12 protein-coding genes are annotated in these 13432 nt (G+C 72.8%); 2 read left to right on the top strand and 10 right to left on the bottom strand.

The genetic code is table 11. From position 1 onward, the window contains the following. Positions 1 to 129 precede the first annotated feature (129 nt). Positions 130 to 354, top strand: coding sequence for a YHS domain-containing protein (locus MNY62_RS18440; protein WP_242345683.1), 225 nt, complete (start codon positions 130 to 132; stop codon positions 352 to 354). 257 nt (positions 355 to 611) lie between these two features. On the opposite strand, the gene recJ is transcribed toward MNY62_RS18440, so the two are convergent. The 10 genes from recJ to MNY62_RS18390 all read right to left on the bottom strand — a co-directional run bounded on the left by recJ (position 612) and on the right by MNY62_RS18390 (position 11685). After that, positions 612 to 2294 carry a single-stranded-DNA-specific exonuclease RecJ gene (gene recJ / locus MNY62_RS18435; RefSeq protein ID WP_242345681.1) on the bottom strand — a complete coding sequence of 561 codons (1683 nt, stop codon included), beginning with the start codon at positions 2292 to 2294 and terminating at the stop codon, positions 612 to 614. Between the two features lie 215 nt (positions 2295 to 2509). Further along, the gene (secF, locus tag MNY62_RS18430) at positions 2510 to 3718 is read right to left on the bottom strand and encodes a protein translocase subunit SecF (protein ID WP_242345679.1); all 1209 of its coding nucleotides are present in this window, start codon (positions 3716 to 3718) and stop codon (positions 2510 to 2512) included. Continuing rightward, positions 3718 to 5553, bottom strand: coding sequence for a protein translocase subunit SecD (gene secD, locus MNY62_RS18425; RefSeq protein WP_242345677.1), 1836 nt, complete (start codon positions 5551 to 5553; stop codon positions 3718 to 3720). Before secD ends, secF begins: the two co-directional genes overlap by 1 nt. Then, the gene (gene yajC, locus MNY62_RS18420) at positions 5554 to 5904 is read right to left on the bottom strand and encodes a preprotein translocase subunit YajC (protein WP_242345676.1); all 351 of its coding nucleotides are present in this window, start codon (positions 5902 to 5904) and stop codon (positions 5554 to 5556) included. A 110-nt stretch (positions 5905 to 6014) separates the two neighbouring features. Then, complete coding sequence (gene tgt, locus MNY62_RS18415; protein ID WP_242345674.1) at positions 6015 to 7190, bottom strand: tRNA guanosine(34) transglycosylase Tgt; 1176 nt, start codon at positions 7188 to 7190, stop codon at positions 6015 to 6017. 31 nt (positions 7191 to 7221) lie between these two features. Then, positions 7222 to 7833 (bottom strand): PilZ domain-containing protein, encoded by a 612-nt coding sequence (locus MNY62_RS18410; protein WP_242345672.1) that lies wholly within the window; start codon positions 7831 to 7833, stop codon positions 7222 to 7224. Positions 7834 to 7879: 46 nt separating this feature from the next. Then, entirely contained in the window at positions 7880 to 8953 is a 1074-nt protein-coding gene (queA, locus tag MNY62_RS18405; RefSeq protein WP_242345670.1) for a tRNA preQ1(34) S-adenosylmethionine ribosyltransferase-isomerase QueA, read from the bottom strand. Positions 8954 to 8975: 22 nt separating this feature from the next. Continuing rightward, on the bottom strand, positions 8976 to 9830 hold the full coding sequence (locus MNY62_RS18400; protein WP_242345669.1) for a SpoIID/LytB domain-containing protein: 855 nt from the start codon (positions 9828 to 9830) through the stop codon (positions 8976 to 8978). Then, positions 9827 to 10495, bottom strand: a complete 669-nt coding sequence (locus MNY62_RS18395; protein WP_242345667.1) for a DedA family protein — start codon at positions 10493 to 10495, stop codon at positions 9827 to 9829. Before MNY62_RS18395 ends, MNY62_RS18400 begins: the two co-directional genes overlap by 4 nt. Beyond that, complete coding sequence (locus MNY62_RS18390; protein ID WP_408629096.1) at positions 10492 to 11685, bottom strand: KamA family radical SAM protein; 1194 nt, start codon at positions 11683 to 11685, stop codon at positions 10492 to 10494. Before MNY62_RS18390 ends, MNY62_RS18395 begins: the two co-directional genes overlap by 4 nt. A 240-nt stretch (positions 11686 to 11925) precedes the next feature. Here MNY62_RS18390 and kamA point away from each other — a divergent pair, with 240 nt between their 5' ends. Continuing rightward, a complete protein-coding gene (kamA, locus tag MNY62_RS18385) occupies positions 11926 to 13164 on the top strand; it encodes a lysine 2,3-aminomutase (RefSeq protein ID WP_242345665.1) in 1239 nt (412 codons plus the stop codon). The last annotated feature ends 268 nt before the right edge of the window (positions 13165 to 13432 follow it).

Raw genomic sequence — 13432 nt, 5'->3', positions numbered from 1 at the left:
GATTTTTCAGGGGCGAGCCTGCAATTCCGACAGCCGGACGCTCCTCGCGTCCCCGCGTACGCACACGGGCGCCGCGAACCCCCGTGGCCCTTTCATTGCACAACCCCCGGGCGGCGAAGGAGGCAGGCCATGCGGGCTGACGAGGACTGTGGCGTGGCGGTGGATCCCATCTGCGGGCAGCCGGTCCTCGAGTCCGACGCGCAGGAGCTCGAGTACAAGCGGCGGCGCTACTTCTTCTGCTCCGGCCGCTGCCGCGCGCGCTTCGAGAGGCAGGCCGAGCGGATCCACGTGAACGAGCTCGCGAAGCTCGGGACGCTCTTCACGGATCGCCGGGCGAGCTGGGGCGTGGCTTGAAGGGCCGAGGATGACGCTGGGGCGAGGGCGCAGTCGCGGAGTGGGCCGGAGCCTTCGGTGGGAGGGCCCCGCGCGAAGCGCGGGAGGGGCGAAGCCCCTCCGGCGGGGAACGGTCGCGGACCCGCGAAGCGGGCGCGACCGTTCACGGGCCCCGCCGAGCAGGGGTGGGGCCCCGCCGACGGCGGTCAGCCGTCGGGGGGGGGGGGCGCCCCCCCCCCGGGGGGCGGGGGGGGGGGGGGGCGGGGGCGCAGCCCCCGTCAGACAGATGGGCGGACGTCCCTGAGCTTGAGCTGCAGCCGGCGCACGCCGTCCCAGGCGTCGAAGCCCAGCGTGAACGCCGCCTCGACCGGGCCCGCGCACGCGGCGAGCCGGTCGCCCATCCCGAACCCGATCGCATCGAGCCCGCGCCCGAGCGCGAGCTTCAGGTGGGCGTTGCCCGCCCCGACCGTGCGGGCACGCGCCGCCGCGCCACGCAGGGCGAACACCGGCTCCGGGTGCCCCGCGCCGAACGGTCCGAGCCGCGCGAGCTCCTCCACCGTGCGCTCCGTCACGTCCCGCTCCTCGAGCCAGCCGTCGATGCGGCAGCGCGGGACCAGATCGTCGTCGGCGAGGTGCGCCGCCGCGTGCGCCTCGAACGCCGCGCGGAAGCCGTCGAGCCTGTCCCGCTCGATGGTCACGCCGGCCGCGTGCCGGTGGCCGCCGAAGCGGGCGAGGTGGCCCGCGCAGGCCGCGAGCGCGTCGTAGAGGTGGAACGCCTCGATCGAGCGGCCGCTGCCCTTCCCCGCGCGGTCCTCCAGCGCGACGAGCACCGCGGGACGGTGGAACCGCTCGACGATGCGCGACGCGACGATCCCCACCACCCCCGCGTGCCACCCGTCGCGCGCGAGCACGAGCCCGCGCACGCCCGCGGCCACCCGCGCCGCGGCGTCCGTCGTCGCCTCCTCCAGGATCCGCCGCTCGATCTCCTGGCGCGCGCCGTTCTCGCGATCGAGCTCCTCCGCGAGCGCGCGCGCCGTCGCGTCGTCGTCCGCGAGCAGGAGCCTCACGCCGCGCCCGGCGTCGTCGAGCCGGCCGGCCGCGTTGATGCGCGGGGCGAGCCGGAACCCCACCTGGCCGGCGGTGACCTCGGCCCCCTCGGCGATGCCCGCCACCTGCTTCAGCGCGCGCAGCCCGGGGCGCCTGCTCTTCGCGATCCCCTCGAGCCCCCAGCGGACGAGGATCCTGTTCGCGCCGACGAGCGGCACGACGTCCGCAACCGTGCCGAGCGCGACGAGGTCGAGCGCGTCCTTGAGGTTCGGCTCCGGCCGCGCCGCGCCGAACCGGCCCCGGTCGCGGAGCGTGCGCCGCAGGGCCATCGCGAGCGCGAACGTGACGCCCACCGCGGCGAGCCCCTTCGACGGGTAGGCGCAGCCGGGCTGGTGCGGGTTCAGGATCGCGCGCGCCGCGGGGAGCTCGACGGGGACGGTGTGGTGGTCGACGACCACCGTGTCGAGCCCGAGCGCCGCGGCCGCGCGGACCTCCTCGACGCTGGTGATGCCGCAGTCGAGCGTGACGAGGAGCCGCGCCCCTTGCGCCGCGAGCTTCTTCACCGCGTCGACGTTGAGGCCGTACCCCTCGACGAGGCGGTGGGGCGTGTAGGTCACGACGTCCGCGCCGGCGGCGCGCAGGAAGCCGCACAGGAGCGCGGTCGAGGTGACGCCGTCGACGTCGTAGTCGCCGTAGCACGCGATCCGCTCGCCCGCCTCGATCGCCTGGACGAGCCGGGCCACCGCCGCGTCCATGCCCTTCATGGTGAAGGGATCGGGGAGATCGGTGAGCCGGGCGGCGAGGAACACCTCGGCCGCGTCGGGCGCGACCAGGCCGCGCCCGGCGAGGACCCGCGCCGCGACCGGGTGGAGCTTCAGCGCGTCCGCGAGCCGCGCGGCCACCTGCGGGTCCACCGCAGTCTCGATCCACCGCCGCCTCGCCTCGCCTTCCACGGAGTGGTCGATACCACGCGAGGGTGACAGCGCCCGCCCGCCCGCCGGAGGCAGCGGCGACCGCTCGCGCCCCGGCCCGCCGAGCGCGCCAGGCGCGAGCGGAGGTGCCACGCCGAACGGCGAGGGCCCCGCCGCCTCTTCGGCGACGGGGCCCAGGTGCCGCTCGCGGGCGCGAGCTACTTCTGCGCGGCGCGTCCCGCCGGTGCGGCAGGCGCCGCGGCGGCCGGTGCCGCGCGACCCTTCTTCTTCGCGGCGTGCTCCTCGAGCCAGATCGTCATCGGGGCGGCGATGAACCAGGTCGAGTAGGTGCCCGACACGATGCCGACCAGCATGGCGGCCGAGAAGTCGAAGATCGTCCCCACGCCGTAGATGAGGAGGCCGACGAGCGAGAGCGCCGTCGCGAAGGACGTGAGGAACGTCCGGCCGAGGGTCTCGTTGATCGAGAGGTTCACGATCTCCGCGAGCGACTTGCCCTTGAACTTGGCGTGGTTCTCGCGGATTCGGTCGTAGACGACGACCGTGTCGTTCACCGAGTAGCCGACGACCGTGAGGATCACGGCGATGGACGTGAGGTTGAACTCGCGCCCGGAGAAGGCGAAGTAGCCGAGCGTCACGATCGCGTCGTGGACGATCGCGATGACGACGCCCGGGCTGAACCGGAAGTCGAACCGCAGGCCGATGTACACGACGATGAGGCCGATCGCGTAGAGGACGGCCTTGAACCCCTGGTTCCTGAGCTCGCGGCCGACGGCCGGGCCGACGTACTCGACGCGGCGCACGTCGGGCTTCGCCTCGGCGAAGCGGGTGGAGAGGTCGTGCTCGATCTTCTCGCGGATGCCCTGCGTGATGACCGCGAACGACCGCGTGCCGGCCACGAGGCCCTGCTCGGCGCGCACCTCGCGGACGCCGATGCCGGCGCTCTCGACCGCGGCCTGGAGCTCCTGCGTGCTCGGCGGCTGCTTGAACTGGAAGTCGATCTTGTCGCCGATCTCCGGGTTGAAGCTCCAGCTCTCGATCGGGAACTTGGCCTGGACCGCGTCGACGACGCGCTTCACGTCCGCGTCGTTCATGAGCGCGATGCGCTCGACGCGGATGAGGAACGCGTTCTCGGACTCGGCGCCGTAGGTCTGCACCGAGGCGCCCTTGAAGCCCAGGTCCTCGATGCTCTTGCGGATGGCGCCGGGATCGACCGGCTGGCCGAACTTCACCTCCATCTCGGTGCCGCCCGCGAAGTCCACGCCGAAGTTGAGGCCGTGGATCGCGGGGACGGCCCAGAGGAGGACGGCGGCGTTGACGATGAGCGAGAGCACCACCGCGATGTGGCGCTTCCCGACGAAGTCGAACTTCGTGCCGTGGGGGATGAGATCGAAGCTCTTGAATCGCATCACACGCTCAGGCGCGCCGTCTCGTGGCGCGTGAAGAACTCCATGAAGGCGCGGGTCACGACGATCGACGTGAACATCGACGCGATCAGGCCGATCGCGAGCGTCACGGCGAACCCGCGCACCGGGCCCGACCCGTAGTTCATGAGGACGAGCGCCGCGACGAGGGTCGTGACGTGCGAGTCCACGATGGTCCAGAACACCTTGTCGTAGCCCTGCTGGACCGCCTGCTTGATGGTCCGCCCCGCGCGCAGCTCCTCGCGGATGCGCTCGTTGATGAGCACGTTCGCGTCGACCGCCATGCCGAGGGTGAGGACGAAGCCGGCGATGCCGGGCAGCGTCAGCGTCGAGCCGATCATCGCCATGATCGCGAGGACGAGCAGGCCGTTCAGGACGAGCGCCACGTCCGCGACGAGCCCGCTCGCGCGGTAGTAGACGACCATGAAGATGAGCACGAGGCCGAGGCCGATGAGGGCGGCCACCGTGCCGCGCTTCACGAGCTCGGGCCCGAGCGTCGCGCCGACCGTGCGCTCCTCGGAGATCGTCACCGGCGCCGGGAGCGCGCCCGCCTTGAGGACGAGGGCGATCTGGTTGGCCTCCTCGAACATCTCCTGCGGGTTGCGCCCGGAGCCGAGCGTGATCTGCCCGTTCGTGGAGATCTCGCCCTGGATGTACGGCGCCGTCTCGACCTTGTCGTCGAGGACCGTCGCCATGCGGCGGCGCATGTTCTCGCTCGTCAGCTTCTGCATGAGGCGTCCGCCCTCGACGCTCATGGTGAATTGGACGAGGGGCCGGCCCGACTGGCCGAACTGCTGGGACTGGTCGATCGCGGCGCGCGCGTCGGCGATGTAGTCGCCGGTGAGCTCGGTCTTCGCGCGGAGGAGGTACGTCCGGTAGTACTGGGACCGGACCGGGCCCTGGCCACCGACGGTGGCCTCGCCGATGCCGATGACGTTCTTCTGCGGGTCGAGGAGCGGCGCCGCCTTCTCCTGGATGAGCTTCTCGATCTCGGGGCGGGTGTTCGCGGCGAGCATCGTCACCGCGCGCGCCGTCCCGTTCGGCAGCTCGACCGACTCGGTCGACCAGCAGCCGCCCTGGGGCAGCGGCAGGCGGAAGCCGTCAGCGGTCGCGCAGGGCGCGAGCTGCCCGCGCAGCTGATCGAGGAGGGGGTTCTCGTCGTCCGTGATCTTGAACTCGAGCTGCGCGGTGCGGCCGAGCAGCTCCTTCGCCTTCTCCGGATCCTTGAAGCCCGGCAGCTGGATCTGGATCTGGTTGTTCGCCTTGCGCTTGATGTCGGGCTCGGAGACGCCCCACTTGTCGACGCGGTTGCGGATCGTCTTCTCCGCCTGCTCGACCGCCTTCGACTGGAACTCGCGGAGCACCGTGTCCTTGAACGCGAAGGTGACCGCGCCGTCGACGACGCCCGGCGAATACATCTCCTGGTCGTAGGAGTCGAGGACCGATGACCCGACCTTCTTCGGATCGGCGGCCTTCACCGCGATCCGCGTGCCGCCGGCCGTGGTGGTCACCGACTCGAAGGGGACGTTCTTCGACTTCAGGTACTCGGCGATCTCGTCGCCGCGGCGCGCGACCTTCGCCTTCACCGCGCGCTCCACGTCGACGCCCATCGCGAGATGGATGCCGCCCTGGAGGTCGAGGCCGAGGTTGAGGTGCTTCTGGGACGTCGGCGCCCAGCCGGGCACCGCGTGCTCGTACGCCTCGGTGCTGCGCTGGTCGGGCGGGAGCTTGAAGTAGAACCAGCTCGGGACGAGCTGCCACAGCGAGAAGAGCGCCACCGCGACGATGAGCGCGACGCGCCAGTACCAGGACCGTTCCATCTACTTCTTCGCCTCCGCCTTCACCGGAGCGGACTCGACCTGCTTCCACTGTCCGGCGACCTGGCTCTTCAGGACCCTGAGCTTCGTCCCTCCCCCGGCGTCGATCGTCACGGTGCGGTCCTCGACGAAGATGATCGTGCCGATGATGCCGCCCTGCGTGAGCACCTCGTCCCCCTTCTTCAGCTCGGAGAGGAACTGCTTGTGCTGCTTCGCCTGCTTCGCCTGCGGGCGGAAGAAGACGAAGTAGAAGACGACCGCGATGAGGATGAAGGGCAGAAACCCCATGATGGGGTTCTGGGCCTGCCCCTCGGGCGCGGTCTGAGAGAAGAACGCGTGGAGGACGGGATGCATAAGTCTCCGCTGGGTACGGAAAGGGAAAAGCGCCGTCTTTTAGCCTGAGTTGGCGCCTTCCCGCAACCTCTTTCCGGCCGGGGGCTCGCCCGCCCGACCGGCTTTGACGGCTATCCTGCGGCTTCTCGCCACGCCTCGAGCCGCTCCTTCCGGAACGCCTCGAAGCGGCCTGCCACGATGGCCGCGCGCGCGTCGGCCAGGAGCGAGAGGTAGAAGTGCAGGTTGTGCAGGGTGTTGAGGCGCAGGCCGAGGATCTCGCCTGCCTTGAACAGGTGGCGGAGGTAGGCGCGGGTGAACGTCCGGCAGGTGTAGCAGGCGCACGCCGGGTCGACCGGAGCCGGGTCGTCCGCGTGGCGCGCGTTGCGGATGACGACCTTGCCCCGGCTCGTGAAGAGGAGCCCGTTCCGGGCGGTCCGCGTCGGCAGCACGCAGTCGAACATGTCGACGCCGGCGGCGATGCCGGCGAGCAGGTCCTCGGGCGTACCGACGCCCATCAGGTAGCGGGGCTTGCCGGCAGGCAGGAGCGGCGCGTCGCGAGCCACGCCCTCCCACATCTGCGCCGGCGCCTCCCCGACCGCGTAGCCACCGAGCGCGTAGCCCGGTAGGTCCAGGGCCGCCGCGTCGGCGATGGCGCGCGCGCGCAGATCCGCGTGGAGGCCGCCCTGCGCGATGCCGAAGAGCGCGCAGGGCGCGACGGCCTCCCCGCTCTTCCTCGCCTCGTGCTCGCGCCAGGCGTCGCGGCAGCGGACGAGCCACCGCTGCGTCCGCGCGAGCGACGCCTCGTGGTAGGCGCGATCCGCGAGCGAGGACGGGCACTCGTCGAACGCCATGATGACGTCCGCGCCGAGCGCCTCCTGCACCTCGATCGCGCGCTCCGGCGAGAGGAAGTGGCGCGAGCCGTCGAGGTGGGAGCGGAACGTGACGCCCTCCTCGGCGATCGTGACGAGCCCGGGGCCGGAGCGGTCGCGCCCCTCCGCGCCGCGCTCGCCCAGGCTGAACACCTGGAAGCCGCCCGAGTCGGTGAGCACGGCGCCGCTCCACGACATGAAGCGGTGCAGGCCGCCGAGGCGCCGGATGCGCTCGTGCCCGGGGCGCAGGAACAGGTGGTAGGTGTTCGCGAGGATGACGCCCGCGCCGAGCGCCTCGAGGTCGCGCGGATCGAGCGTCTTCACGGTGGCCGCGGTGCCGACCGGCATGAAGACGGGCGTCTCGATCGTGCCGTGCGGCGTCGAGAGCCGGCCGCGGCGGGCGGCGCCGTCCCGCGCGAGGAGGTCGAACCGGATCACCGCGCGGGTGTCGTACGGGCGCCGCCGCCTGTCAAGCCGCGCGGGCCCCGCTCCGCGCCACGTCCGCGACGAGCGCGCGCCACGCCCGTCCCGCGCGGCCCTGGAGCACGACGCGCAGCCCCACGGTCCGGTCACCCGCGCCGCCCGCCTGGTTCCAGCAGACGATCGCCCGCGCCGTCGGCGGGAAGAGCCCGGACCGCAGCTTCAGCAGGACCTCGCCCCCGACGAGCGGGAGCGCCCCCGGCCAGCGCATCGCGCAGCCGCCCTCCGCCACGTTCACGGTCGCGGTCTCGAAGAGGTTGCCGCCGTGCTCGACGATCATCCTTCGCGCCACCACGTAGCGCGGCGCCCGCTCGCGGAAGCTCACCGGCTCCCCGCGCGCGGCGGCGGCCAGGAAGCCCGCGGCGGCGAGGCTGCCGCGGTCGAGCTGGACCTCGACGCCCGGCGGCAGCGCCGGCCGCCCGACGCGACGGACCAGCGAGACCTTCCCGAAGATGGTCGCGCGGATCGTCTGGCCGTAGATGCCGACGCGCAGCGCGACCTCGTCGCCGACGCGCGACTCCGAGAGCGCGGCCACGAACAGGCTGCCGCTCTCGGGCCGGAACCCAGCGAGGAACTGGGCCGGCTCGAGGCTCACCGACACGCTGTGCAAGCTCGGCCCCCCGCTCCTTTCGACTGCGATGGAGAACCTATAGCACGGGCGGACGCGAGGGCGGACCCTCGGTCAAGGCGGCCCGCGCGAGGAGCATGGCGTCCCCGTAGCTGAAGAACCGATATCGGTGCGCGACCGCCTCGCGGTAGGCCCCGAGGACCCGCTCGGCGCCGCCGAACGCACACACGAGCATGAGCAGGGTCGAGCGCGGGAGGTGGAAGTTCGTGACGAGCGCGTCGACCGCGCGGAACGTGTGGCCGGGGCGGATGAAGAGCGTGGTGCGCCCGGAGCCCGGCGCGACCGCGCCGTCCCGCCAGGCGCTCTCGAGCGTGCGGACCGACGTGGTCCCGACCGCGACGACCCGCCCGCCGCGCGCGCGGCACGCCGCGATCGCGGCGGCCGCCTCGGGCAGGACCTCGTACTGCTCCGCATGCATCCGGTGACCCTCGATGGAGTCGCCGCGGACCGGCAGGAACGTGCCGGGGCCGACGTGGAGGGTGACGGCCGTCCGCGCGACGCCGCGCGCGTCGAGCGCGGCGAGGACCGCCTCGGTGAAGTGGAGCCCGGCCGTCGGCGCGGCCGCGCTGCCGGGCGCGCGCGCCCAGATCGTCTGGTAGCGCTCGCGGTCCGCCTCGGAGGGCGCCCGCCGGATGTACGGCGGCAAGGGAATCCGGCCCGCGCGCGCGAGCGCCGCCTCGAGCGCGTCGCCCTCGCGGTCGAGCGTCACGAGGTAGAAGCCCTCCCCCTCGCTCGCCTCGACGCGCGCCTCGAGCCCGTCGAACGCGAGCGTCGTCCCCTCGCGGATCGGCTTCGACGCCTGGCCCATCGCGCGCCAGCGCCGGCCGAGCCCGCCCGCGAGCGGCTCGCACAGGAGCAGCTCCACCTTGCCGCCGGTCGGCTTCGTCCCGACGAGCCGCGCCGGGATGACCTTCGTGTCGTTGAAGACGAGGAGGTCGCCCGGCGCGAGCAGCGCCGGGAGCTCCGCGAACCCACGGTGCTGGAGCGGGCCGGCGGGCGGGACGACGAGCAGGCGCGAGGCGTCGCGCGGCTCGACCGGCTCCTGCGCCACGAGCGCCTCGGGGAGATCGAAGTCGAAGTCGGACAGCTTCATGACGTTTCCACGGGAGACGCCTTCAGTACATCCGGGCCACGTCCGCGCCGGGATAGTAGTGGAGGAGGATCTCGCGGTAGCCCTTCCCCTCGCGCGCGAGCCCGGCCGCCCCCCACTGGCAGAGGCCGGCGCCGTGCCCCTGCCCCCGCCCGTCGAAGACGAAGGCCCCGCGCTCCGCTCGCACGTCGAACGCGAGGGACGGGAGGCGCGCGTAGCCGAGTCGCTGGCGGAGATCGGTGGCGAGCACCGACGCACGCCGCCCCCCGGCGGAGATCTCGACCCGCTCCGCGCGGCCGCTCGCCGTCCGCGCCGAGACGCGCGCCCCGGTCGCCGCGCCGCGGAGACCGGCGGCGGCGCCGAGAGCGCGCGCGTCGATCCGCGCCGACCAGCGCGCCCCCGGCGCCCGCTCGCAGCGCCCGCACGCGACCGACGCGAGGTAGGGCAGGTCGCGCCCGAGCGCCGGCAGGCCGGCCTCGGTCGTGCCGCCGCACGACGCGTGGAAGTACGCCTCCACCGGCTCCATCCCCGAGACGAGCACCTCGCCCGCGGTCGCATCGGCCGCGGCCCGCGCCGCCGGGCTCGCCGCGCCGTGCCGGTAGACCTGGGCGAGCACGCCCGTCGCGATGTCCCAGCGCCGGTTCGCGGCCTGGGCCTCGATCTTGCGCGTGAGGGCGTAGCTCCGGGCCGCGACCGCCTGCGCCTTCAGCGCCTCCGCCGGGAAGCTCGCGGGCATCTCTCCCGACACGACGCCCGCGACGTAGTCCTCGAGCCGGACCTCCTCGACGCGCTCGGGGAGCTCGGAGACGCGCACCCGGATGAGCTCCTCCGCGAGGGCGGGAGCGGCGGAGAGGAGGAGCGCGAGCGCGGTGGCCCTCACACCTCGTCCGGCGCGCCCGTCTCGACGGTCGCCGTGCGGTCGCGCCGCGCCGCGCGGACCTTGTGCCAGACGTAGAAGACCACCGCGGCGACGCCGGCGACCACGATGACGATCTCGAACCGGTGGTACACGGCCTTGAGGCGCGGGTCGCTGTCCCACTTGTCGCCGAGCTTCGCGCCGGCCCACGCGAGCGCGAGGCACCATGGGTACGAACCCGCGAACGTGAAGGCGATGAACTTCCCCATCGGCATCCGCGACACGCCCGCCGGGAACGCGATGAACGTGCGGACGACGGGGAGGAGGCGGGCGGCGAACACGACCCACTGACCCCACCGGCGGAAGAGACGATCCGCGAGGTCGAGATCGTGATGCGAGACGAGCACGTACCGGCCGTACCGCTCGATGAGCGGGCGCCCGCCGTACTGGCCCAGGTAGTAGGCGGGGACCGATCCCACCACGCAGCCGATCGCGCCCGCGAGCGCCGCCCCGTGGAGCGTGAAGTTGCCGAGGTACACGTGGTACCCGGCGAGCGGCATGATGATCTCGGACGGGAGCGGGATGCACGCGCTCTCGATCGCCATGAGCAGGACGACGCCGCCGTACCCGAGGTACCCGACGACGGCGATCGTGAACACGGCAAGCTTGGCGACGACCGACTGGATCATGCGTCCCCTTCGCCTGCCGGGGGCTCGGCTGGCTCGCGGGCATAGTAGACTGCCTCGTGCGGGCAGGTGCAATCCGCCTCGGGCGGCTCCGGATAGAAGTGGCGCGCGCCGCGCCAGCTCCGGAGCCAGTGCCCCGGCGCGCCCTCCTCGCCCGGCCCCAGCACGTAATCTGGCGAGAGCGTGACCTTTCCGCCGCCCCCCGGGAGATCGACGGCCAGGTGCGGGATCGCGAGCCCGCTCGTCCGCCCCCGCATCTGCTCCAGGATCGCGACGCCCGCCTCGAGCGGCGTGCGCAGGTGCGCCGTCCCCTCCGCGAGATCGCCCTGGTGCAGGTAGTACGGGCGGACACGGCACGCGAGGAGCCGCTCGTTGAGATCGATGAGGAGCCGGGCCGAGGAGTTCACGCCGCGCAGGAGCACGGACTGGTTCTCGACGGGCACGCCGTGGTCGACGAGGGCCTCGCACGCGGCGCGCGCGTCCGGCGTGACCTCGACCGGGTGGTTGAAGTGCGTGACCACGAACAGCGGCGCGTGCCGCCGCAGGAGCGCGGCGAGCGCCGGCGTGAGGCGCATCGGGCAGGTGACCGGCGCGCGCGTGGCGACCCGCAGGAGCTGGACGTGCGGGATCGCGCGGAGTCCGCCGAGCAGCGCGTCGAGCCGCTCGTCCGAGAGGACGAGCGGGTCGCCTCCCGAGACGATGACGTCCCGCACCTCCCGGTGCGCCCGCACGTACGCGAGCCCCTCATCGATCGCGTCGCGGTCGAACCCCGCGTCGGCGCCGAACGTGATGCGCCGGCGCGTGCAGTGGCGGCAGTACACCGAGCAGCGATCGACGGCGAGGAAGAGGACGCGATCGCGGTACTTGTGGACGATCGCGCGGGCGGGCCGGTGCGTCTCCTCCCCTACCGGATCGCGCAGGTCCCCGGGCGCCTCCGCCGCCTCGCCGGCGAGCGGGATCGACTGCATCCGGATCGGACAGCTCCCGTGGACGGGGTCCATGAGCGACGCGTAGTACGGCGTCACCGCCACGCGCGTCCGGCCCAGCGCGTGCGCGAGGCCGGCCCGCTCGCCGTCGGTCAGGGCGACGACGCGCCCGAGGTCCTCGGCGGTGCGCAGCGCGTTCCGGTGCTGCCAGCGCCAGTCGCGCCAGTCGCGCTCGGAGACGTCGGGGAATCGGGCTCGCCAGTCCATGAGATCACCCGCCCGGGCCATCGAGTCTCGACGCCAGCGGGGCCGCGGAAGCTACCCGCCCGCGCCGCGGCGGTCAAACGCGGTCGTCGCAGAGCGCCCCCCTGCCTGACCGCTGTGCTCGTGCCTGCGCGGAGGGACTCACCCCGGTCGGTGGGGCGACGGGCCGTGTCATGTCGCCGCGTCGGTGTTAAAGGACACGCGCGGCCCACTGAGAGGGGCCCCCTCGTGGAGCGAGACGACATGGCGAATCTTCCTGTGATGGGCGGGGGTGAGCTCGGGGACGTCGGCTCACGTCCCCCGGAGCGTGCGAACGGCGCTGCGTCCCCATCGAGGGACGACGGGATCCGCCCCGTCCCGAGCGTCCGCGCGCGCTTCGCGCCGGGTCCGCGCTCGATCTGGAAGGACGTCCCGGACGCGCTCTGGAACGACTGGCACTGGCAGCAGCGCGAGCGGATCACCCGGCTCGACCAGCTCGAGAAGGTGATCCACCTCACGGACGAGGAGCGCCGCGCGGTCGTCGAGACGGACGCCGAGTTCCACATGGGGATCACGCCGTACTACGCGGCGCTCATGGATCCCGACGACCCGAGCTGTCCGATCCGGCTGCAGTCGGTCCCGACGCTCGGCGAGCTGACCATCGCGCCCGCCGACCTCGAGGATCCGCTCGCCGAGGAGCGCGACATGCCGGTGCCGGGCATCACGCACCGCTACCCGGACCGCGTCCTGTTCTACACGACGCACAACTGCCCGGTTTACTGCCGCCACTGCACGCGCAAGCGCAAGGTGTCCGACCCGACGACCGCGGCGGCGAAGCGTCAGATCGAGGAGTCGCTCGCGTACATCGCGGCGCATCCGGAGATCCGCGACGTCGTCATCTCCGGCGGCGACCCGCTCTCGCTCTCGGACGACCGCCTCGACTACATCCTCGGCCGGCTCCGGGCGATCCCGCACATCGAGATCTTCCGGCTCGGCACCCGCAACATCGTCACGCTCCCGCAGCGCGTGACCGACGACTTCGTCCACATGCTGCGCCGGCACCACCCGGTGTTCGTGAACACGCACTTCAACCATCCGAAGGAGTGCACCGCCGAGGCCTTCGAGGCGGCGCGCCGTCTCGCCGACGCGGGCTGCGTCATCGGGAACCAGATGGTGCTCCTGAAGGGCGTGAACGACGATCCGAAGATCGTGAAGGAGCTGAACCACAAGCTCCTGCTCATGCGGATCCGGCCCTACTACATCTACCAGTGCGATCTCTCGAAGGGCATCAGCCACTTCCGCACGCCCGTCGAGACCGGCATCCGGATCATCGAGCACCTGCGCGGCCACACCTCCGGCCTCGCCGTCCCGCACTTCGTCGTCGACGCGCCGCAGGGCGGCGGCAAGATCCCCGTGAACCCGGACTACGTCGTCTCGCACGAGGGGAAGCGCTGGGTGCTCAGGAACTATGCGGGCAAGGAGTACGAGTACCTCGAGCCCTAGTACGGCGCACGATACCGGGCCTGCGGCGGGCGTCCTCGCTCCTTGCGCCTGCGGCGTACGGAGGCAGTACGCCTCGGCGCGCCTCGCTGCGGTAGCCCGCCTCGGCTCCGGTCTCGTGCGCCTGCGGGGTGTCTCTCGGCGCGTCCGGGCACGATCCCGGGCCTGCGGCGGGCGTCCTCGCTCCTTGCGCCTGCGGCGTACGGAGGCAGTACGCCTCGGCGCGCCTCGCTGCGGTAGCCCGCCTCGGCTCCGGTCTCGTGCGCCTGCG

It is taken from the genome of Anaeromyxobacter terrae (assembly GCF_022690685.1).
GTDB lineage: Bacteria > Myxococcota > Myxococcia > Myxococcales > Anaeromyxobacteraceae > Anaeromyxobacter > Anaeromyxobacter terrae.
The sequence above is the reverse complement of the archived record's forward strand: the minus strand, read 5'-3'. Positions and strand labels throughout refer to the sequence as shown.

What these genes read in the sequence shown, in the direction of transcription:
- MNY62_RS18440 (WP_242345683.1), top strand. Translation starts at nt 130, where the DNA reads ATGCGGGCTGACGAGGACTGTGGCGTGGCGGTGGATCCCATCTGCGGG.
- secF (WP_242345679.1), bottom strand. Translation starts at nt 3,718, where the DNA reads ATGCGATTCAAGAGCTTCGATCTCATCCCCCACGGCACGAAGTTCGAC.
- secD (WP_242345677.1), bottom strand. Translation starts at nt 5,553, where the DNA reads ATGGAACGGTCCTGGTACTGGCGCGTCGCGCTCATCGTCGCGGTGGCG.
- yajC (WP_242345676.1), bottom strand. Translation starts at nt 5,904, where the DNA reads ATGCATCCCGTCCTCCACGCGTTCTTCTCTCAGACCGCGCCCGAGGGG.
- queA (WP_242345670.1), bottom strand. Translation starts at nt 8,953, where the DNA reads ATGAAGCTGTCCGACTTCGACTTCGATCTCCCCGAGGCGCTCGTGGCG.
- MNY62_RS18395 (WP_242345667.1), bottom strand. Translation starts at nt 10,495, where the DNA reads ATGATCCAGTCGGTCGTCGCCAAGCTTGCCGTGTTCACGATCGCCGTC.
- MNY62_RS18390 (WP_408629096.1), bottom strand. Translation starts at nt 11,685, where the DNA reads ATGGACTGGCGAGCCCGATTCCCCGACGTCTCCGAGCGCGACTGGCGC.
- kamA (WP_242345665.1), top strand. Translation starts at nt 11,926, where the DNA reads ATGGCGAATCTTCCTGTGATGGGCGGGGGTGAGCTCGGGGACGTCGGC.